The organism is Colwellia sp. BRX10-1 (assembly GCF_014077545.1).
Classification (GTDB): domain Bacteria; phylum Pseudomonadota; class Gammaproteobacteria; order Enterobacterales; family Alteromonadaceae; genus Colwellia_A.
In genome coordinates, this window is sequence record NZ_JACGWC010000009.1 from 1 (window position 1) to 21379 (window position 21379).

General features: G+C 35.0%; 20 protein-coding genes. 16 read left to right on the forward strand and 4 right to left on the reverse strand.

Features of this window, described 5'->3' with window-relative positions; genetic code table 11:
- Nucleotides 1-85: 85 nt before the first annotated feature.
- The 3 genes from H4J75_RS09440 to H4J75_RS09450 form a co-directional block, all read right to left on the reverse strand.
- On the reverse strand, nt 86-1099 hold the full coding sequence (locus H4J75_RS09440) for a transposase (protein WP_182221979.1): 1014 nt from the start codon (nt 1097-1099) through the stop codon (nt 86-88).
- Between the two features lie 238 nt (nt 1100-1337).
- On the reverse strand, nt 1338-3674 hold the full coding sequence (locus H4J75_RS09445; protein WP_182221980.1) for an ATP-binding protein: 2337 nt from the start codon (nt 3672-3674) through the stop codon (nt 1338-1340).
- A 560-nt stretch (nt 3675-4234) separates the two neighbouring features.
- Nucleotides 4235-4966 carry a hypothetical protein gene (locus H4J75_RS09450; protein ID WP_182221981.1) on the reverse strand — a complete coding sequence of 244 codons (732 nt, stop codon included), beginning with the start codon at nt 4964-4966 and terminating at the stop codon, nt 4235-4237.
- Nucleotides 4967-5558: 592 nt separating this feature from the next.
- On the opposite strand from H4J75_RS09450, the gene H4J75_RS09455 reads away from it, so the two are divergent.
- From H4J75_RS09455 to H4J75_RS09525, 16 genes are all read left to right on the forward strand, one after another.
- Nucleotides 5559-5936, forward strand: a complete 378-nt coding sequence (locus H4J75_RS09455) for a MerR family DNA-binding transcriptional regulator (RefSeq protein WP_182221982.1) — start codon at nt 5559-5561, stop codon at nt 5934-5936.
- A gap of 64 nt (nt 5937-6000) precedes the next feature.
- Nucleotides 6001-6390: an organomercurial transporter MerC gene (gene merC, locus H4J75_RS09460; RefSeq protein WP_182218008.1), complete on the forward strand. Its 390-nt coding sequence runs from the start codon at nt 6001-6003 to the stop codon at nt 6388-6390.
- A complete protein-coding gene (locus H4J75_RS09465; RefSeq protein WP_070373754.1) occupies nt 6378-6593 on the forward strand; it encodes a GDCCVxC domain-containing (seleno)protein in 216 nt (71 codons plus the stop codon). The genes merC and H4J75_RS09465 overlap by 13 nt, the downstream gene beginning before the upstream one ends.
- Before the next feature lie 170 nt (nt 6594-6763).
- Entirely contained in the window at nt 6764-7546 is a 783-nt protein-coding gene (locus H4J75_RS09470) for a class D beta-lactamase (RefSeq protein WP_182221983.1), read from the forward strand.
- 1626 nt (nt 7547-9172) lie between these two features.
- Complete coding sequence (locus tag H4J75_RS09475) at nt 9173-9517, forward strand: AlpA family transcriptional regulator (RefSeq protein ID WP_182221984.1); 345 nt, start codon at nt 9173-9175, stop codon at nt 9515-9517.
- Complete coding sequence (locus tag H4J75_RS09480) at nt 9514-10218, forward strand: hypothetical protein (protein WP_182221985.1); 705 nt, start codon at nt 9514-9516, stop codon at nt 10216-10218. Before H4J75_RS09475 ends, H4J75_RS09480 begins: the two co-directional genes overlap by 4 nt.
- Nucleotides 10218-12695, forward strand: a complete 2478-nt coding sequence (locus H4J75_RS09485) for a DUF3987 domain-containing protein (RefSeq protein WP_182221986.1) — start codon at nt 10218-10220, stop codon at nt 12693-12695. The genes H4J75_RS09480 and H4J75_RS09485 overlap by 1 nt, the downstream gene beginning before the upstream one ends.
- A complete protein-coding gene (locus H4J75_RS09490; protein WP_182221987.1) occupies nt 12688-13143 on the forward strand; it encodes a terminase small subunit in 456 nt (151 codons plus the stop codon). Before H4J75_RS09485 ends, H4J75_RS09490 begins: the two co-directional genes overlap by 8 nt.
- A gap of 404 nt (nt 13144-13547) precedes the next feature.
- Nucleotides 13548-14039 (forward strand): hypothetical protein, encoded by a 492-nt coding sequence (locus tag H4J75_RS09495; RefSeq protein ID WP_182221988.1) that lies wholly within the window; start codon nt 13548-13550, stop codon nt 14037-14039.
- A 176-nt stretch (nt 14040-14215) separates the two neighbouring features.
- The gene (locus H4J75_RS20140) at nt 14216-14341 is read left to right on the forward strand and encodes a hypothetical protein (protein ID WP_259366393.1); all 126 of its coding nucleotides are present in this window, start codon (nt 14216-14218) and stop codon (nt 14339-14341) included.
- Between the two features lie 44 nt (nt 14342-14385).
- A complete protein-coding gene (locus H4J75_RS09500; protein WP_182221989.1) occupies nt 14386-15453 on the forward strand; it encodes a pentapeptide repeat-containing protein in 1068 nt (355 codons plus the stop codon).
- Between the two features lie 108 nt (nt 15454-15561).
- Complete coding sequence (locus H4J75_RS09505; protein ID WP_182221990.1) at nt 15562-15933, forward strand: hypothetical protein; 372 nt, start codon at nt 15562-15564, stop codon at nt 15931-15933.
- 137 nt (nt 15934-16070) lie between these two features.
- Entirely contained in the window at nt 16071-17534 is a 1464-nt protein-coding gene (locus tag H4J75_RS09510) for a caspase family protein (protein WP_182221991.1), read from the forward strand.
- 113 nt (nt 17535-17647) lie between these two features.
- Nucleotides 17648-18277: a hypothetical protein gene (locus H4J75_RS09515; RefSeq protein WP_182221992.1), complete on the forward strand. Its 630-nt coding sequence runs from the start codon at nt 17648-17650 to the stop codon at nt 18275-18277.
- Between the two features lie 703 nt (nt 18278-18980).
- Nucleotides 18981-19601, forward strand: coding sequence for a PEP-CTERM sorting domain-containing protein (locus tag H4J75_RS09520; RefSeq protein ID WP_182221993.1), 621 nt, complete (start codon nt 18981-18983; stop codon nt 19599-19601).
- A 38-nt stretch (nt 19602-19639) separates the two neighbouring features.
- Complete coding sequence (locus tag H4J75_RS09525) at nt 19640-20284, forward strand: PEP-CTERM sorting domain-containing protein (RefSeq protein WP_259366394.1); 645 nt, start codon at nt 19640-19642, stop codon at nt 20282-20284.
- A gap of 284 nt (nt 20285-20568) precedes the next feature.
- On the opposite strand, the gene H4J75_RS09530 is transcribed toward H4J75_RS09525, so the two are convergent.
- A complete protein-coding gene (locus H4J75_RS09530; protein ID WP_310733762.1) occupies nt 20569-21183 on the reverse strand; it encodes a DsbA family protein in 615 nt (204 codons plus the stop codon).
- Nucleotides 21184-21379 lie beyond the last annotated feature (196 nt).

A 21379-nucleotide genomic window follows, 5' to 3' on the forward strand; every position in this document is an offset into this window, starting at 1 on the left:
GTTCACCACAGTGATATCTATCAAATAAAAGGAGAAAGTTACCGAAAAAAACAAGCTATGCAACTAAATTCAAATACCGGCCAAGTTAATTGACGCCAACCGGACAAGTTAGTTGACGTCTAATACAAGCTTGGGCATTTGCTTTACCGTGTGCGCGCTTTAACCCCACGTGCTCAGTAAATTCACACAAATGCTCTGCGGTGCCCACCGCGCCCGTGAATATACCTTCAAAGTTTGTGGTGAGTTTGAGCCAACTTTCATCGCTGATGTGAAGTCTTGACAGTATATTTGCGGTTTTAGTCTCGATAGCGCCTCGTTTGTCTGCTCTTATTATGCGACCTGTTTCATCTACAAGGGTTAAATAGTCCTTCAAATTAAAGCGGATACCTGAGGTTTTCTCTTGCTGTTCATGGCCCGTAAAAGGTAATAACGTTGTCGGTTGCTCTCCGATAATGGCTGCTTTGATACGCAGTTGAATACTGGTAAAACTCGATTGCTCAGGTGTTGGAGCAATACCCGCACGCACTGGATTTAAATCTACATAAGCCATACAAGCAAGTAATGCCCCTTCATCGAGCAGGGCTTGTGATTTAAAGCGTCCTTCCCAAAAGTGCCCGGTGCATTTATCTTCTTTATTGGCTTGTCGAGCAATAGGCTCGTTTAATGCCCGCATAAACCAACTGATATCGATTAAGCGCTGTTTATAGACTTGTGCTGTTTCTTCAACCATTTCCATTTCGAATGGAGTTAATGTAGTTAATGATTGCTCTTGTTGAAATTGACGGGTCAACAGGGTGCCTTTAAACAACTTATGCCAACGGGACAGTACTTCTAGCGTCGTCCAGTTGTTAGCTTTTTCACTATCAACATGAAGGACTAAATGTAAGTGATTATTCATGACAGCGTGAGCACAAATATCAATAGCAAACACCTGAGATAATGTAAAAATGCGTTGTTCAATCCAATGACGTCTGTGCTCATAACTGATACCGGTTTCTTTATCAATACCACATAAAAAGGCTTTGCGAACGGTTTGACTGCAAATATGATAATACGGCGTATCAGATAAACTAATTTGTTGTGAACGAGGCTTAGGCATAACAATCACCACACTTAATAGGGGGGAAATTAAGTGTAGTTTATTGTTTAAAAAACAAACAAGTTATTATGGGTGGCTTAATTAATGTTTTTTATGAGGAGTACCGATAACACTACTTAAATCACATCTAAAAATAGACTAGTTACTATCATCATGAACGTTTAAGAAACATATTACCTTATCTCCTAAATTTTGCTTCTAAAGGCATAGACTTATTTGGTGTTAGTTACCTGAAGAACTAAAAGATATATTCTGATATCATCAAAAAAACTGTTTTTTGCTTAATGGGTTTAGTCATATAATCATTCATTCCTGATTTAATCGCTTTTTCAGTATCTTGGATACTAGCATGAGCTGACATACCAATAATTACAGTATCATTATCAAACATTCTAATTTGTTCTGTGGCTTGTAGTCCGTCTAACTCAGGCATTTGTATATCCATTAACACTAAAGAATAAGTATTGTTTTTCATTTTTTCTACTGCTTGTAATCCATTCTCTGCTATATCAATTGAAATACTTAATGGCTCTAGTGTTTTTTTAGCTACAATTTGGTTGATTCTATTGTCTTCAACTAGCAAGATTTTTTTTCCATACAAAGCTGCTTTTAATTTTACTAAATCAAAATCAGCTGATTCTTCTATTTTTTTCTCTAACTTTTCAGTAGAGTATGTCAAAGGTATGGTGAATGTGAATTCAGTGCCTTTATCTCGTTCACTTTTTAGTGTGATTTCCCCCCCCATCATTTCGACTAATTGCTTACTTATCGCTAATCCTAATCCTGTGCCACCAAACTTTCTAGTGATTGAATTATCGGCTTGAGAAAAAGCTATAAATAAGTTTTTTTGTTGTTCTGGCGTTATACCTATTCCTGTATCTTTAACACTTAACTCTATGATAACGTTATTTTCGTTTTGTCTTTTTAGACGAGTGTTAATATCAATACTGCCATGTTCCGTAAATTTTATAGCATTACTAACCAAATTAATGATGATTTGTTCTATTTTTAGTGGATCACCAATTAAGTGGCTAGGAATCGAATCATCTAATAGGAAATTTAATGATATATTTTTTTTATCAATATCCGACTTACAAATTTGTGTTATTTTTTTAAGAATAGCACTAAAGCTAAATGAGATTTTTTCCAACTCAAGTTGCTTGGATCCTATTTTAGAAAAGTCTAATACGTCATTAATTATTTGCAGTAAGTGTTCACCTGAACGTTGTATTTGTTCAAGTGAATCATCTTTTTCAAATAAAACTTTGGTGTTTCTTCCTATTTCAGCAAAACCTAACACTGCATTCATAGGGGTTCTTATTTCATGGCTCATGTTAGATAGAAAAATAGACTTTGCATTATTTGCTGCATTTGCTTTATCAATAGCATCATTTAGCGCATTATTCTGAGACTTTATCTTTGATAGATTCTTTGAAATTTCTTGGCTCATGGTGTTTATCCCTTGAGCTAAAGTACCTAATTCATCCGAACGACAATCTTTAATTAAGTCTTTATAATTACCTAATGCAATGTTATTAACTGATTTGTTCATCACGATAAGTCGTTTAAAAACCAGCTTGTTCAAAAAATAAAGTGTAAGTGCAATAACGCTAAAAAGAAGTAGGGTGCCAACTAAAAAGAGAGGCAGAATAACAATACTTCCTTCCATTGCTTCTTTTGAAAATAAACTCATTGCATACCATTCTATTTCCTCGATATACACAATAGCGGCTATATAATTAACTTCATTAATTCTGATATCAATCGTTTTTACCAAATGACTATTAGTATTATTTTTTAGTTTTATTAAGCTGCTTTTATCTAGATCATCCCCGATGACTTGATGCCATTCTTTGTTGGACAAAAACTTTGAAAGAGAGGGATGATAACGACTGGTATTTTCATTCAAACTAGTACGAAATACACCATGATTATCAATAAGTACATCTAAAATATCTTGGTTAGAGGTACTGAGTAATTGATTAGTAATAGTTGAGACTAATGCGTAGCTTCCAACCGTTCCAATGACTTGATCATTTTCTCTTACTATATAATCAAAAAAAACATAGGTGTTTCCATCAATAGTATTAATATCAGCATCGACATAAAACTCATTATTTTCTTTTAGCTTTTTTGGTAGCCAAGAATTTTCTTCTAATTTCAGCGGAACCGTTTTTATGGTATTGCTCTCTTTATTCCAATCAATACTAGTAAGGGGGGCAATTGAAAGGATAAACCAGCCATAGCAATCTATAACTTGACAGTCTTTTTCAACAGACTGAATCGCTTTTGTTTTAAATTTTTCATTATCGTTATTTTTCATCCAGTCTTGATATGTATTATTGAGCAAGGAACGTTTAACTAGATTTAAGTTTTGTGTAAAATGACTGAGGGCTTTTTCTTTGTTGATAATGGCATGTTGAAGCACCATTTTTTTACCTAAATCTTGTTCAACTCCAGTAATAAAATCTTTTAAAAAATATGAAAAAAACACTAATACAAGAGTAAAAACCAAAATAATTAAAAAGATTATTCTAAGACGAATCGATTTGTTTTTTATGGATTTATTAGTCATCAATTGGGGCGATTTATTAATATTCTTACCGTAGTTATAAACCAAATATCATTATTAAGCAAAGCAAAGTCTATACTGATAAGGCAATACATTATATGTAACCTTATAGCTAACGGCACCTGCTGTTAGCGTTTGATATCGGGTATGTTATCTCCCCACTTAATTTAGGAGATAAACATGAGAATTACGCTTAGCCAAGAACAATGGCAAACCATCATTGACTATTGCCATTGATCAACTTCGAGCTTTTATGCGTGGTGATCTGCTAATCATTGTAGGCGGACACCTGAAATAATTTATAATTTTTCGCGTCAAAATTAGTAAGAAAAAACAGTCATGAACCTTTTATAGTTTGGATGAAGTAGAATATTACTTTTAAGGTGATTTAGGTGAAATCGTCATATAAATTTAGATTGGTTTGGCGAATATTACTCAGACATCTCAATAAGCTGAACATAAAGAAATTGTAGATTTTATTTTAATAAAAATATTAATTGTAACTATATAGGGTATCACTATTTTATCGGCTTACTATTTATCAATACACACTAAAGATATAGTTAATTTATTAGAACACTTGAATTACCATCGGGGGAAAGAGTTTCTTTCAAGGAGTCTCTATAAGTTTTTTCATAAATATCAATATTCATTTGTTGCAATATTAAAGTCAGTTTAGGAACCAATTTGTGATGTTTTTTATGGAGATAATGAAACAACGGTTCACGGCCTAGTGATTCACTGTAATGGCTGGTAGAAAATTTAGAATCGACGCTCTTAAAATAGGCACCTATCGTTAGAGGTAAAAGTAACACGTCAATTCTATTTTTATTTAACATATTAATACCTTCTTTGTGGCCATTAACTTTATAGCAGTCCACTTTCATTGTTGTTGATATTTTTTCCACAAGAATAAGTCCTCGAACACATCCCATCCGATAAAAACCATTTATGTTATTTTTATTCTCCAATAGCTTTTTATTATAAGTAAACATTCTGATATCAATATGATTAATTGGTACTGGAATTTTTATTAAGTTGCCATATTGATTTTCAATTTTTGAAATTCTTGAGACATCACCATCTATTATGCCATTGTTTGCCAAGACCAAAGATCTAGCAATGGGTACATGTATTACCTTTAATTCAATACCTATTTTTTGATATGCTTTTTGAAGTATTAATTCAGAAAAATTTTGTAATACAGCATCTTCCCCTCGACTCAACGTTATTGATTTTGAAAACGTTGATAGTGAGAAAAACGATAATAATATAACAAAAGCACAAAATTTCATAAAACACCCAACCTTTAGAGCGAAATATAATTATAGCAGATGTAAATTGAGGGAAAAGAAACGTTATTGTTTTGTTCAAATACCCTAGTGGACTTCCTTGGCTTTGCTTATAAACACCTCTAGTTGAGGTTACGATGTAACTCATTTGTTTTCTAGCAAGGTTAGGGAAGTTCAGAATGTCTGTTTTGATGACACTGTGGGCTAATTATTGAATTGAAATAAACCTAAAAAATGTCGGCTTTCGGCTCATTGTGACTGCTAGCAATAGTGATTATGTTCTCAATTTACGAGCGCTTACTGTTCCAAAACTTTAGGTATGTTTCTAACACCTTAGGCCTTCAAATCGGCATAAGTGACGGTTAAACAAAAGTCCAAACCAATTTAGTTTTAGCCTAATATTTGTAGGTTCTAATGTCCCCTTGGTGCGCTAAAGCGGAAATTAGCAAGTAGTTATAGCTAACGTCTAGTTCAAGGCTCAAAAAAGACACTCAGCGTTATTAGCAATAATGACTTAATTGAACGATAAGCAATGATTTAATATACTTCATTTCTCAGATTGTGAAATCATTTAACTTTATAAGTGACTATAGGTATGAAGACAATTGGCAAGCTCGCCAAAGAGTTAGATATAAATATTGAGACCATAAGGTTTTATGAAAAAAAAGGACTTATTTCTCAACCTATTAAGCCAGAAAATGGTTATCGTTTATATAGTAGTGCTATTGCAGACAAGTTTAGGTTTATCGCTAAAGCAAAAGCTCTTGGCTTTACATTAAAAGAAATATCCTCACTAATGTCTATGGAAAATAACTGCGCCCAAGTAGAAAGCCTAGGTTTGCAAAAATTGGATATAATTCGAAATAAAATATTTGATTTACAGCGTCTAGAGAGCGTTATTAGTAAAATGACAAATTCATGTAAAACCAATCAAGACCAATATTCTTGCCCTATTATTGACTCATTAAAGTAATTGTTGACTCCGTATCTGTATACGGGGTTTATCGTGATGATAAATTACTTAGGAATGATTCTATATGATAAACAAATTACTCGATAAAGTTGGCTCTGGTGGGGTTTGGATAGCAGCCCTTAGTTGTACTGCCTGTTTTCCTGCATTAGGCTCGTTGGTATCCGTATTTGGTTTGGGATTTCTTTCGTCTTTTGAAGGCGTTGCAGTAAATACTTTACTACCTATTTTCGCTACCCTTGCGTTACTCGTAAATATATATAATTGGTATCGCAATAAAAGCCATTTAAGAGGTGCTTTAAGTATTCTTGGTCCTACAGCTGTTTTACTAACACTATATCCTCTTTGGCAATATGGTTGGAGTACCTATTTATTCTACTTTGGCATAAGTTTAATGGTCGTAATGTCAGTATTAGATATTGTAAAACCTATAAAGGAGATAATATGCAAAGTATAAAATTAAACTCAACAATAACTTGTCCTGAGTGCGGACATAATAAAACAGAAAAAATGCCAACCAATGCCTGTCAGTGGTTCTATGAATGTGAATCATGCAAAGCATTATTAAAGCCTTTAAAAGGTGATTGTTGCGTTTTCTGTTCTTATGGAACTGCTAAATGCCCACCAATCCAAGAAGGACAAGATTGCTGTAATAGCTAACCGTCTATGTCCACTGTTGTGCCATTTTGTCAGTAATGAGAGAATTATTGGTTCGGTCAAATCTATGTGTTTTGAAATACCCGTAGTTGACGTAACTATTTGAATTGGCTTGATTTAAGCTTGGTAATATACAGTTCGTATTGAAACCATAATAATTATATTGGACAAAAATGATAAAATTTAAAAAGTTATTAATTTCTTTACTAGGGTTTAGTTTTTCGATAGCAACTCATGCTAATTCTTTATGTCATAGCTCATGCACCTTTGTTCTAAAAAGTGAACAGTCTGGTGAATACAGTATTATAAATCCCGAAAGAGCTGTTAAGCGAATGACACCTTGGTCAACATTCAAAATTCCACATTCCCTTATAGCTTTAGATACAGGCGTCATTAAAAATACTGAAGTAGAGCTTACTTTTGATATAGCGGATTATCCAATTCAAAAGTGGTGGCCTAAAACTTGGTATGAAGCACCTATTTCTTTAAGGGAGGCTTATAAGTATTCGGCAGTTCCTATCTATCAAAATACAGCAAGTAAAATTAATAAAAAGAGAATGAGTCAATACTTAGCTGATTTTCAATATGGTAATCAAGATATATCATCAGGTATTGATAATTTTTGGTTGAATAAAAGTATAAAAATAAGTGCTAAAGAGCAAGTCGACTTCCTTCAACGCTTATATAATCATAAGTTAGCAGTATCGAAAAGTTCATTGATGCAGTTGAAAGACATCATGTTAGCTGAATCTACCGAAGATTATAAACTATATGCCAAAACGGGAGCTGGTGGAGTCGCTAAAGATAAGGCCCTAGGCTGGTATGTAGGGTTTATTGAAACCAAGAAAGAAACTTATTATTTTGCTTTAAATATTGATGGCAAGTCTTTCAAAGAGGTCATCAACACTAGGATTGATGCTGTAAAAGAGCAACTATCGTTAGCGGGAATAATATAACTTAATAATAAATAGCCACTTCAGGATAAAATGCCCTGTTGGTACTGAGCTAGTATTCGTTTTATGATGAATGTCGGCAATGGCCAAGCAAACCTTTGGCTATGATAAATTAAACAAAAATTAAGACCGCTTTGTAGCTTCCTGACATAATCGATTAGAACAACCCCTCTTAATAGGAAACACCATCCTAAAGTAGAACATACTTAAGGTCTTTATAGTCTCTGATAACTGTTGATGGGTTTAATAGATGTGTAGATTAACGGTTAAGAGGTGTAAAAAATGTCAATTAAAGCCTAATTACATTGTTATATAACAGGACTATTATTTACAATTTATTTTGTTACATGGATTGCTACAATCTATCGATAAATTCGCAATATGTAATTTTTTGAATCAGCGAGTATATATGAGCTTGCAACGCCTTCATTTGTACCGAGGCGTTACTTCTTGGGTCGCACGGAATCATCATGTAATTTATCCCCTAAAGACCTCATATCATCAGACTCACTTAGTTTAGGATCTGTCCGTAGTAAATTGGTCACTTGTTGAAGGGAATTTCTTTAGATACCATCTACAAATCAATAAGAGATAGTTATTTAGATTAACTGTAAATATTTGTTTATTAAAGCAAAAACGGGATTACATCGCTGTAATCCCGTTCTTTAATTTGGTGCCGCTACTGGACTCGAACCATGTTGCTTAGCTCTTGATTTTTAATGATTTAATTTATTGGTTGATGTGGCGGTACTACTTCTGGTACTTCTAAATCTTCAAGTCATCATTTTCTTTGATGAATTTTAGGTGTTCTGTAATGTTTACAAAAGTATTCGCCTAACTTAAAAGATTTCAAACATTTCTTCACTTATGCTCCCTGTATTAAACGCTTCTGTGATGTTGTGTATTGCCGCTAATAGCAAGTATAAGGCTTAATTATAATGGGTTTAATCGTGATGCAATTGAATAAGCATTATCACATTGAGGCCAAAACCTAGTCAGAAGTATTTTTATCTATACCGAATATTTAGATCAAAGGCTTGAACTTTTTACTTGGAGGACATTATTTATTAAAGTGCATTCAACGATTTTAAAAAAGTCACATTCATAAAATAAAAGTACTTAGTCGGTTGAAACTTTATTGATCAAGTCGTTTTTCAATGAATACTACTGCTAAAATTAAAAATTATTTTCAAAATGAAAACATACCGTTTAAAGGTGCAGTATAAATTTTGAAACACTTTGATTTTTCATGCAATATAAATAAAACTACAAACGAACAACTAAGCTCTAGCCCTCGCCAGAAAACGTTAGAATCTATTTCACTCTTATTTTTTATGTTTGTTATTCGCTCGATTATTCGCTCGATTATTCGCTTCATCACGAACCAATAGTTGTACCTTTAAAAGATACAAATACAATTTAATAGGAAATTAATTTTTTTTTCAATATTGCTAATCCACTTCAAGGCAAGTAGCTTATAAATGGAATTCGGGACAGCTATGGCCTTTATCGAATTTCTTGAGAAGGAAGCTTTAACAGAAGGAATATTATAAGAAATGCGACCACAGCACTCGAATGCTGAGGTCACAAAGAGCAATTAAGCTCACTAATAACAGGAGTCTCACCACAATGAGCAAACCCAAAGTAAATGTAGCCGATTATGGCTGTCAAATCAATGAAAATGCACCCTCTTTGTTAAATGTAACACAGGCTAATATTAATTTTGAATTCATTAAAAAGCCCGAAGTTTTAATAAGAACCAACGCATCAAAATCTAAACATCACGAAGATATTATTAAGGGATTAATGGTTCCCAGTTTTTCAATTGGTGATCGGGCTGTAGCATATTTAAAGCATGAGGTTTTGGCTGTTATGCTCGCTCAAGCCCAAGGAAAAAGTAAAGATGAAATACGCTCACTGGTAAAGACGCTTGTGGCTCAACGCCATTGTTTAACGTTGGGAGAGCAGTTATGAGTAATATAGCTACTATTTCTGCTCCTGCTGTAAGTTCTGGTAAATGGCTATTTACTGATGTTATTGCTAAAAATCGCTTATCAATTATTGTCGGCGTTAATCATACATATAACGGCGAAGTTGCAAATATGATTTCTCGTCGCTTAGTAACAGGGGAGCCAATGTTTGATAAAAAAGTTTGTACGAGAGGATCAGTTCTTTATGCCGGTAAACTTGGCAAAAATAGAGCATTAACGAATAGTTATGAAATTCATGGTAAACCTCATTCGAAAGAATTACTTGTGATGAGTACTACTATTGATTTACTAAATCAACAGAAAATTATAGATGTAGTAGGCAAACTAAACGAGCGCGGCGGGCTTATCGAAAAAGGTCTGTCACTTATCGTTTTTGAATTATCTACTTATAAATCTCTAGATCCCGTCGACGCAGTTAATGTATCTAAAACAGTAAGTAATTTAAATTATATACTTGAAAATACAGGCGTTTCAATTCTTCTTGTACAGAGTGAAGGTAGTGCTAGAAGGCCGGGTATTCGTGTATTAATCGGAATGGCTAACGTAGCTATCAAAATTCGGAGTGTTAATTATTGGAAAGATCGAAGCATTGCTGATTTACTATTTACCAAAGTCAATGACAGGCTTTTGAAAAGCCCAAGGCATCTAGGGCGCCTGAATTTTAGCAATGTAGGTGAGCAATAATGAATTCAACGACTTCTCCGCTTATTGAAAAAGACACTTCACCATCGGCAATGAATAAACAAGACAAGGATAGGGTTCTGTACCTAGTTAAGCTTCATATGGTTGCTATAGATGATAGTGATAACGCGTTATTTTGTTTTAAAGCCATTAAAAATAAATGTGTTAATCAATTCGACACACACAATCCAAGTTGGGTTGATAAGCTTTTATTGAATATTGAGAATGGGTTTGAAGTATTTCTTACGGTTAATTTGACTGACGGTACAGGCACTAAAACTGTAAATGTAACGGGGGTACGGGCGTTGTATTTAGATTTTGATGATACATCACAAGATAACCTTGCCATCATTGAAACTATGCCTTTAGCTCCGAATTTAGTTGTGAATAGTAGTAAAGGAAAGTTTCATTGTTACTGGCGGGTGGATGATTGCCCTTTAGATCAATTTACTAAGCTCCAAAAAGCATTGGCAGCAAAATACAATGGAGACCCTAGTGTCTCTGACTTACCACGCATAATGCGGTTAGCGGGTTCTTACAACCTTAAAAGCGAACCTCATCAAGTTACCGTTATTTCGCATCAAGACGATGTTTATACTACGGATGAAATTATAACAGAATTTAGTTTTGGCAGTTTTGGCAGTGAAGAACTTGGCGTTATAGATAAAAAAAATAACGAAGTAATAAGTGTAGGCCGCAAAGAGGGGATAGTTGGACACACGAAAAATATCGCCATTGGCATTAATCTACATGATTCACTTTTATCTTTAGCAGGGTATTTGGCAAACGATAATATGTGCGCTGATTCAATCGTTACATATTTACAATCACTTATGAATATATCAAGCGCTACTAAAGATAATAGATACTTTGAGCGTTACAATGATATTTATCGTATTGTTAATTATGTTATCAATTGCAAACAAGTAAATGCCGCTAATACTTACTGGCCAGCACCAAAACCTCTTGTAAATGAATTAAAACCGGTAAAACAACTTAATATTGATTTACTACCTAAGGTAATGCAAAGCTTAGTTGTTGACTCTGCAGAACGAATGCAATGTCCGCCAGATTTTTTAGCTGCCGGATTACTTATAGTCGCCTCTAGTATTATTGCGCGTAACGTTGTTGTTCAGCCAAAGCATTCTGATACAGGGTGGGTAGAAGTACCTAATTTATGGGGAGTAATTATTGGTAAACCATCATTATTGAAAACGCCAACTTTGTCGATAGCTATGGCAGCACTTGATAAGCTTGAAATTATCTCGCGTGAATTACACAAGGAAGAATTGAAAGAGTTTCAAGTTGATTGTGAGTTAATGGAAATACATGCTGTTATTAACAAGAAAGAAGCTAAAAGTGCTATCACTAAAGACAAAAACCACAGTAAAGCTAAAGCAATTCTTATGGCCGATCAAATCGATGATGATGAACCTCCTTCACAAACTAGATATATTATTAATGACGGTACTTTTGAAAAAATAGCAGACCTGCAATGTAGTAATACTAAGGGGTTACTGGTATTCCGTGATGAATTGAGTGGTTGGTTAAAAGGTTTAAATAAGCCAGACAAAACGAATGATCGTTCTTTTTATCTTGAGAGCTGGAATGGCAATAAATCGTATACTGTTGATCGTATTGGTCGTGGTACTACTTTCATACCTACAAATAGGTTATCTATCTTAGGTGGAATTCAGCCAGATGTATTTAGCAATTTGATACTCGAAACAGTATCAGGCAGTCAAGGTGGTGATGGGTTACTACAGCGTTTTCAAGTTGCTGTTTACCCCGATTTAATTGATAAACCAGCATTTATTGATAAAGCACCAAATAAGCAAGCTTTTGTGCTGTTTCGCGATAAAATAATATCATTAGCTAAGTGGAGTAATGATCATGAAGAGCAACATGTCTTACAGTTTGATAAAGAAGCCTACCATCTTTATAAAGAGTGGTATTTGCATAATGAAACCTTGATCAGAGCTGATAACCAACAAGTTAGTCTAGAAGCGCATTATGCTAAATATAGAGGCTTAGTACCAAGTATAGCGGCAATATTTCATGTTCTTGAAGTTGATTCAGTTGATGAATCTCCTTTAATAAATAAAGAAGACACATTAGCGGCGATTGAGTATGTTGAGTACCTACGTACACATGCAGAGCGAATATATTCATTACCTGAACAGTACGTTTTAATTGGCGCAAAAGTTATTCTTAAAAACTTTGATAAGCTAAATGATACTTTTCTTGTACGTGATGTTTACCGCAAAAAGTGGAAAGGCTTAACAACTAAAGATCTTGTTGAACCTTCATTAGCTATTCTTGAGGAATCTGGGTACTGCATGCCACTCGAAACTGATCCTAAAAGCATCGGTCGCTCGACAACTTATTATGTCAAACACCCAGATTATCAACTGCCAAAACTGACAGAAGTATCAACTATCCAACAAAATGAAAAATTAAGTGAGGTAAACCATGCATGAACTAACCACTAAGCAAGACCGTTTTGTAAATGAATTTTTGGTAGATTTCGATGCTAGCAAAGCAGCAATACGTTCCGGTTATTCTGAACACTCTGCAAAATCAATCGGTAGTGAAAACCTGTCTAAACCCTACATTAAAGAGGCTATAAAAATACAATTAGATAAACTATCGACTGAAACCTTTATCAATCGCGAGATGATATTAACCGGTTTATTGAAAGAAGCGATGGATAGAGGAGAACGAAGTACTTCAGCATCACGTGTAGCTGCTTGGTCGCATCTAGCTAAGGTTTGTGGCCTTTATCTTGATGTTCAGGTGACAACAACTGTCGATGACATTATTCGCGACATAACGGCTAGTAACGCGGCTAACCGTAACGGGCTGTTACCGAAGGATAATTGCAGGATGCCTCCTTTGAAAGTTGATGCGCAAGGCGAATATTATTAACAGTTAAAACATAAGTGAAAATTGACCCCCACCCGATCCCATAGGAGATTTCGGGGCGGGGGCAATTATATAGATACATCGACTACGGAAAAAATATCAAATTTTTAAGAAGAGAGTGTTTTTGGGGCTAACGGCGTTATGGTCACTTTGTGCGCATAGAAGACATTGATGAGTGATTTTTAACCATATATTTTCTAATGAATAAATCATGTCTTATTACTGAGACTTCTCAGTAAATACCAACAAACCTGTCATTTCTTTCAGGTACAACAGATATTGGTTAATTTAATCTTTATAATTTAGTGAAATTGTGGAATATTAAGTGGTAATTAATAAAAATTATGGAACTGACATTATTGATAAGTCTCCGTAATAGGCGTTAGCTGCCACTAATATAAGGAAGTATGGTGCAAAATCAATATTGGAAAGAACTTTATCAATTAAAAACTCACATTGGGTTTATTGAAAGGCAGCTTGAAAAATCAGAAGGAATCGATAGGTTCTTTAAAATATTTCTAGCAATTACATCAAGTTCTAGCATAGGAGCTTGGGCTATATGGAATGAATACTCATGGCTGTGGGCTAGTATAATTGCCTTTTCACAAGTAATTACAGCCATTACTCCTTTTTTACCTTATAAAAGCAGGATTAAAGCATATTCATCGCTCTTAAATGAACTAGAAGAATTAATGATTAGAGCCGAATTTAAATGGCATTCAATCTCAGATGGTCAATTAACTCCAACAGAAATTAACATAGCTCGTTTTGAAATTAGAGCCGCAAAACAGAAGTCACTTAAAAAGTATGTGTCTACTACGGTCCCAACCGATGGTAAATTACATGAACAAGCTGAAGAGTCAGCCTCTGTTTACTTAACTAATTTTTATTTAACCTAGGAATTTATATGTCTAATAATCAAAGAAATTCATCTACTGATCACCAAAGAAGAGTGCCTCTTACGGAGGAAAGAGGGTTACAACCAGCAAGAAACCCTCCACCAATGCCACAGGTAAAGCCTACAAAGTCGGAAACTAGTGAAAAAAATTAACTTAAATGTAAGAAAGGATTGATTATGTCTAATAATAAACAGCAAAATAAACAACAGCCAATTAGAGTTAACGATGAAAAAGGCCTTCAACCAGCAAGAAACCCACCTAAAATGCCAATAGTAAAAACACCAAAGGCAGAGGGCAGCTAAGTTGCTTAAACGGATAAAAAACAGTTGGTTTTTAGGAGCTTTTTGTGGCAATAACTGAACATGTCGAAATTTTCAAAAAAGGCTCTCAAGTATGGAATGCTTGGAGAGATAAAAACCCGAATCTAAGCCCTGATCTATCTGATATAGATTTCGAAAAAGATGTTCATACCTATACTGAAATGTATGATGTGCCAGAATTTACTGGTTACAACTTATCGCACATGAATCTAAATCGCATAACAGCAAGAAACTCTTATTTCATCAGTTGTTTTTTTGCTGGTAGTTCACTTCATTTTTCAGATATTTGCTTCTCTTTCTTTCAAAATTGTAGCTTCAAAGAAGCTGGCTTAGCTGTTTCAAAAATAGGTTCTACTGAATTTCTGGAATGTGATTTTACAAGTGCGGATCTTTCGTATTGCAGTGCAGAAGAAACAAACTTTTCAGGCTCAAAATTTATTTCTACAAAATTAAGCAATATGAGCTTAGTAAAAACGAACTTCACGGATACAGTTATCGACGGAGCAAGAGTTTATGGTGTCTCTGCTTGGGACTTAATTCTAGACGGAAGCAACCAAAGTAATATACTAATAGAGGAAGAAGGCACATCGATAACAGTACCAACTATCGAAATGGCTCAATTCATATCCCTTCTAGTTAATAACTCGAAAATTAGGGATATAATCGATACAATTACGTCTAAAGTTGTTCTAATTTTAGGTAGATTTACAGAAGAGAGAAAATCGGTTCTTGATACCATAAAGCTTGAACTACAAGAGCGCGGTTATCTTCCTGTACTATTTGATTTTGAAGGTCCAAGCAACAGGGATGTAACCGAAACTATAATTACACTGGCCTCTTTAGCTAAATTCGTTGTTGCCGATTTATCAAGCCCTAAAAGTATTCCTCAAGAGCTTACTCAAATAATTCCCAATTTTCCTTCTTTACCTGTTCAGCCTATTATAGAAAAATCACAGAGAGAATATGGTATGTTTGAGCACTTTAAAAAATACCCCTGGGTTCTTGAGCAGATTGAATATTGCGAAAGTAATATTCAGATATTGGTAGAAAAAATCACTGAGAACTGCGAAAACCATATAGAAAATAAAACCTAACAAGTCTAAAGCAGGACAAATAACAGTTGGCTTTTGCTCCTGCGTCGCTTATTTTAGCCAACAATTATTTGCCTCTTAACGAGGCGTTATGTTTTAAGGAGAAGTTAGGTGATTCGAAGCCTAAGAAAAGGACAAACATCAATCGAAGTCTGGTACAAGTTTGGCGAAGACTCTATAGGTGCAAAACAAACTGAAATTGAACTTATGGATGATCATGCTGTATTCCGTATAAAACTAGCCCCAGTTGATGGTAACCAATCAAGTGACGCTAATAAAATTTTTCTTGATCACTCTCAAACAATCACTAAAGTGATAATCAGAGACGATCATATCCGTAAGAATTCGGCACACTTTTTAAATGCTTACACCGATAAAATTTCATATGTAAACCTTGAGCTTGTGCATAACAAAAATCATTTGTTTTCTGCAAGCCTAAAGCCGCTTGATGACGATGGTTTAGAGTTTCAAATTAAAACATAACAAGAAAATCAACAAGGACAAAAAACAGTTGCTTTTTGCTCATTCGTCGCTTATTTTAACCAACTGTTTTTTGCCTGTTTTTTGCCTGTTTTTTGGGCGTTAACTGTCTCATGTATTTAATCAAGGAAGGTGCCAAATTGAATAGAAAAATGGTCGCTTTAGTAATAGGTAATGGTGCATATAATGATAACAATGCACTTTTAGTAAACCCTAAGAATGACGCAGAAGACGTAACTTCTGCTTTAGAAAAACTAGACTTCTCAGTTATTTGTAAAACCGACTGTACTAGTGAGGAAATAGATCGGGCAGCTAAGACGTTTAAGGAAAGCCTTAATAGTAATGATGTGGGACTATTCTATTTTGCGGGTCATGGAATGCAAATCGAAGGTGAAAACTTTATCACGGCTATTGATACCGATTTTTCTGAAGAATTCAGTGCAAAATGGAGTTCATTTCCTTTAAATAAACTAATCGATTTAATGGAAGGTTGCAGTAATAAAACAAATATTATCATATTAGATGCGTGTAGAAATAACCCTTATGTAAGAGCTTGGAATAGAGATGTTGCCGTTAGAGGCTTAGCTCCAATCTTCGCTCCTAAAGGTACTATTATCGCCTATTCTACTTCTCCTGGCGAAACTGCAAGCGATGGTTCAGGACAAAACGGAGCTTATACAGAGGCTTTATTAAAACATCTTAATAAAACGGACACTCCTATTGAGAATGTGTTCAAGCGAGTAAGGAACTCTTTATCCTTAATTACGAAGGGGAAACAAACTTCTTGGGAACATACATCCCTTATGGGCGATTTTTTCTTCAATTTAAGTCTTGGTAATCGAATTGATAAATATTCTAAATCTGCTATATCGGATGAACTATTTGCATTAGATGAAAAATTGCCCCTACATGAGATAATATCTAAGCTAAAAGTGCATGATTGGTATATACAAAACCCATCAATCAGGGCCGTCACAAGTAACGACCTGAAAGAAAGCGATAAGGATACACTGTTTGTGCTAGGGAGAAATATTTATCAGGCAGCTTGTGGCAGTTCAGATGGTTCATCTGATTTTATAAATAACTTTAGAACTAAAACTCAAGGTGTTGATAAAGATAAAGTTGAAAATATTCTTGAAGGTATGCTGTTTGAAATATTTTTTAGCTCTAAAGGAGATATTCGAAATTCGTTTAAGTTGTCTAGGTTTAATGCAGTATTTGAACTGCAAAAACATGATGATTTAGCTCCTTCATTTGAATTTATATCTGAATGCCTACTTCCTTTTCAAAATAGATTTTATGTCATTCCAGGTAAGCCAATTAATGATGTAACAGTAGCCGTTACAACTGAAAAAAATAGTGTCGGTGAATATAAAGTGACTGGAGTTTATTATGAGGGAGATGATGTAATACAAGTTGACCCAAGTGCTCATGTATTTTCTGATGAAGTCTTCTATGAACCGATGCGTTATAATGCATTTTTGAGTATGTTGTCGGAAGATATGATAATACCTCGCAACTTTTTAAGTATAGATATTGATGCAAGCTTAAGTGGTAGTTCAAAAGTTTTATTTCCGTACGGCCATACCTTGAATCGGACCTAGACAGTTATCAAGTTGCTTAAACGGACACAAACAGCTGGCTGTTCTCGTTCCTCGCTATTATAGCCAGTCATTTTTAGCCGCTTAGCAAAGCGTTATATTTTTAGGTCGCCACCATGTTCGAAAATTTATCTGAAAGTGAAATTATTAAAGTCGAGGAGAAACTCGGCAGAGTTCTAATTAACTCTATAGCTAGAGAAGGTATTGCTGAAGGTCTTTTGGACTTGGATGGTTTAGGGGCCAATGATGCGAAACGAAAAGCACTTGATTACGCTCGCGATTATGTAAATAATGATGGCGGAATTACTCATTCGGTTCTTGAGCATAAAGATACATTACTTGAAGAAGCGAGAGGCTATTTCAAAGCGGAAAGAATTGAGTTATCAATAGTCTTATATGGTACTTGGTGGGAACATTGGTTAAATGGAATTGTTAAACAGAGAGTTACTAAGCAAGGGTTAAATGAAAATGATTTTAAAGAAATTGTTCGTAGCCTTAATAATAAAGCGAAAACTTCTTGGTTGTTTAAACTTCTAAATTTAAGTCCATTAGCTCCAGAGCACCTCAAAGTTATGGCTTTACTTACTGAGAAGAGAAATCAATTTATCCATTATAAATATCCTGCGAATAAATGGGAAGACCGTGAAATATTGCCAAATCAATTCTTTGAGACTCTTGAAAAATCAATATCGTATTTTGAACATTATGAAGAAACTAATATTTACTCCTCATTTTCTATTGAGTAGATAAAAATATCACAAGCCATTCAAGCAGGACTTTGACAGTTGGCTAGGTTCCGCTTCGCTTCACATTTTAGCCAACAATTAAAAGCCTCTTAATGGGGCGTTATCGATACAAAAACTAATCCGAAATCAATTCTAGCCAGTAAGTGCTAATGTCGGCTGTGTGGCATCAGTTAGTCTTGTCACTTTACAAAAGTAGTTCGGTTTTTGACTCATAAATTCATCAAATACTAAAGACTTCTTGGTGCGTTTTGGGGAAGTCAGCCACTAGTTAATCCTAATGACCGCTTCAAGCCTCAAAGCCGACTGTGGAGTTCTAGTTTTAGATAACTAAAATCAATAAAATGAGTTCTAACTTATTTATCAACATAAAGGCTAGTTTTGCGAGCTATTATTGTCCAGAACCTAAGGGATTTACATGTAAAATCTTATAAATTAAGCGTTCTTACTTCACCTATTGTTCAAAACTCACATGACTTTAAGAAACCTGAAATAACCTAACGAAACCAACTGGTTGATGGGGTTTATGTGTCAGGATATTTTGCAATCCGATTATATGCAAATATCATATTCTTTGCATCCTATTGAAATTGTGAAACATTATAAGTTTGGTATGTTTTTTGTGTTAAAGTGTACAGATAAATAAATTACGATTTTACGGATTACCTATCAATAAAGATGGAAAGGGATTAAAAAGGACAATTTGATGAAAAACATGATAGTAACATTGAGTTTTGGGGCGTGCTTAATGATAAGCACAATGTACCAGAACGCACACGCTGGATACATAGATGAAACCCCTGAAATCTCCGAGTGGACAACTATTAATGATGTAGATTGGCTAAGATGGGACACCACAAGTGGGTTAACCATTGATGAAGCATTAGAAGCGAACCTAGAATGGAGAATGGCAACGAAAGTCGAGTTAGATAAGTTGTTTTTTGAGGTGTTTGGCGACTTAAATTATAGTAATGATAGAGTAAGCGCTAATTATTCCCCTAGTAGAAGTGAAACTGAGCTTGTAGCTGATTTTGTGTCTGAATTCGAGAAGAGTGGAGCAGCCAGTTACGGTGCATACGCTATGACACCAAGTGGTAGATATGGTGCATCATTTGGGAGTCCAACAACATACCCTAGACTGACTTACTATGCTGGGTGTGATGTAAGTTCTTGTGGACCTTTGGCTCCATACAGTTCGATCGGCTACGCAATGGTAAGATCGACTGAAGTGCCTGAACCTTCAACTCTCTTTATTTTTGCACTAGGTATAGTTGGTTTAGCATCGCGTCGATTTAAAATAACAAAATGTACAAGGAATGTTTTATGAAGTTTAACTTATTAAATACAGCCTTGCTTGGACTAATATTGTCAGCATGTTTGTCGGTTAATATTGCTAATGCAGGATTAATAACTGAGACATGGCAAGGAACAGTTAGTGATATTAATAATTCATCAAGGCATAGTTTGAATGATATGCATAGCTTGAACGACATCCTTAGCTGGACTGTTACTTATGATGATAAATCAGTTAAGAGAACTATCTATAACGACGGCCCTGACGCGATAGCAGGAACTCTAGATGATACAATATATGAAGTTAGAGAAAGAGTCTGTCCTGGCGTTTGGTGTGAGAATTTTCAAGTTCTGGCAGACGCATCTTTCGACCTTAGTAACTTATTCCGACCAATATATGACGAATTGGAACCCGCAGGGATTGACCCCTTTGACATTAATGGAATTAATTACTCGTATCGAAAAATTGGTGAGACAGGGATAGATAACTTAGGTTTTTATCAAGACGGCAACGAAGCAAATTTTTGGACGGATGGAGAAGGTTCAGGCTCTGGTCGGTTCGCAGTATATAATGCACTGTTAGAAGCACATCAGTTCTCTTTAGATGATGTAACGATGATAAGCGTATCACGTGAGTATCAAGTACCAGAGCCATCAACTTTTTTTATTTTTGCTTTAGGTATTATGGGTTTAGCTTTCCGTAGAGCTAAAAAATAATCTAAACCCTCCTGTTGATATAAGAGCCAGCTAATTAAACTGGCTTTTTAATGTCTGCAAAAGGCTCATTGTGACTGCTAGATATAGTAATTTCACTCGCAATTTATGACAGCTTACTAACCCAGAGCTGACGTTATGGTTTTAAAACCTTAGGTCGGGTTTGTGGCAAAACAAGACCATTACCCCTCCGATCCATACAACAGTAGATCATGGGGGTCGAATATATAGATACGTACATGTCTGTATACGACAGAGTCGTTTATCAGGGTATGCTTAACACAACGTTAGGCAATGATTTCGGTTATTACCTCTATAGCACCATGATAATCTTTATAATCAAGCGGGATAACATCTACTTGATCCTGATGTTGTAACACCATTGACGGAAAACCGTTTATAGGTAAGCTACGAGCAAACTGCAACTCTTGCATAAAAATTTTTTCTAACTTTTCTGACCTGAAATCTGCTGAAAATTTATCAGAATCAAGCCCCAACTCAGCCGCTAACAGAAGATGTGTTTTAGTATCTGAAGGGTTTTTGGCCTTTAAATAATAAGCCTCTTGTATAGCCGCTATCATTTTCTCTTCTGCATTCTGCCATCGCGCAGCAATGACAGATCGACAAGCGGGATAAGTTGATCGACGTGGTATGTTTTTCTGCCAAAAATCGTGATTAAATTGAGTACCAAGCATTCCTTCAATTTTTTTCCAGTAACCGCCTATCGCTTTCTGTTGGGCTAAAGGCATAACTTTGTCACTGTCTGGCGCAAGACCGCCTACCACATTCTTTACCGAAACTGATTCTGGTAAAGCTGCTTGTAAGTGTTCCCATTGAGGGCGATGTCCCCAGCACCAACTACACATTGGGTCATGTACATAAAATAAAGTAGAGTCAGACACTAGTTACTCCTAGGCAATCTTGGGTTAATACAAACGTTCTAAATTAAGAACGCTAACTAACATTTCGTGAAGTGATTTAATGCACCAGTATAAGTACTTTTTTGTTGTCGTCTATTTAAATGCTAATGACTATATTGTGGCATAAGTGATATAGGTATTAATAATTACTTAATGAAACAAATTACTTAGGCCGTTT

What these genes read in the sequence shown, in the direction of transcription:
- H4J75_RS09470 (WP_182221983.1), top strand. Translation starts at nt 6,764, where the DNA reads ATGATAAAATTTAAAAAGTTATTAATTTCTTTACTAGGGTTTAGTTTT.
- H4J75_RS09515 (WP_182221992.1), top strand. Translation starts at nt 17,648, where the DNA reads ATGTTCGAAAATTTATCTGAAAGTGAAATTATTAAAGTCGAGGAGAAA.
- H4J75_RS09495 (WP_182221988.1), top strand. Translation starts at nt 13,548, where the DNA reads ATGGTGCAAAATCAATATTGGAAAGAACTTTATCAATTAAAAACTCAC.
- H4J75_RS20140 (WP_259366393.1), top strand. Translation starts at nt 14,216, where the DNA reads ATGTCTAATAATAAACAGCAAAATAAACAACAGCCAATTAGAGTTAAC.
- H4J75_RS09450 (WP_182221981.1), bottom strand. Translation starts at nt 4,966, where the DNA reads ATGAAATTTTGTGCTTTTGTTATATTATTATCGTTTTTCTCACTATCA.
- H4J75_RS09520 (WP_182221993.1), top strand. Translation starts at nt 18,981, where the DNA reads ATGAAAAACATGATAGTAACATTGAGTTTTGGGGCGTGCTTAATGATA.
- H4J75_RS09465 (WP_070373754.1), top strand. Translation starts at nt 6,378, where the DNA reads ATGCAAAGTATAAAATTAAACTCAACAATAACTTGTCCTGAGTGCGGA.
- H4J75_RS09445 (WP_182221980.1), bottom strand. Translation starts at nt 3,674, where the DNA reads ATGACTAATAAATCCATAAAAAACAAATCGATTCGTCTTAGAATAATC.
- H4J75_RS09455 (WP_182221982.1), top strand. Translation starts at nt 5,559, where the DNA reads ATGAAGACAATTGGCAAGCTCGCCAAAGAGTTAGATATAAATATTGAG.
- H4J75_RS09480 (WP_182221985.1), top strand. Translation starts at nt 9,514, where the DNA reads ATGAGTAATATAGCTACTATTTCTGCTCCTGCTGTAAGTTCTGGTAAA.
- merC (WP_182218008.1), top strand. Translation starts at nt 6,001, where the DNA reads ATGATAAACAAATTACTCGATAAAGTTGGCTCTGGTGGGGTTTGGATA.
- H4J75_RS09485 (WP_182221986.1), top strand. Translation starts at nt 10,218, where the DNA reads ATGAATTCAACGACTTCTCCGCTTATTGAAAAAGACACTTCACCATCG.
- H4J75_RS09475 (WP_182221984.1), top strand. Translation starts at nt 9,173, where the DNA reads ATGAGCAAACCCAAAGTAAATGTAGCCGATTATGGCTGTCAAATCAAT.
- H4J75_RS09440 (WP_182221979.1), bottom strand. Translation starts at nt 1,099, where the DNA reads ATGCCTAAGCCTCGTTCACAACAAATTAGTTTATCTGATACGCCGTAT.
- H4J75_RS09490 (WP_182221987.1), top strand. Translation starts at nt 12,688, where the DNA reads ATGCATGAACTAACCACTAAGCAAGACCGTTTTGTAAATGAATTTTTG.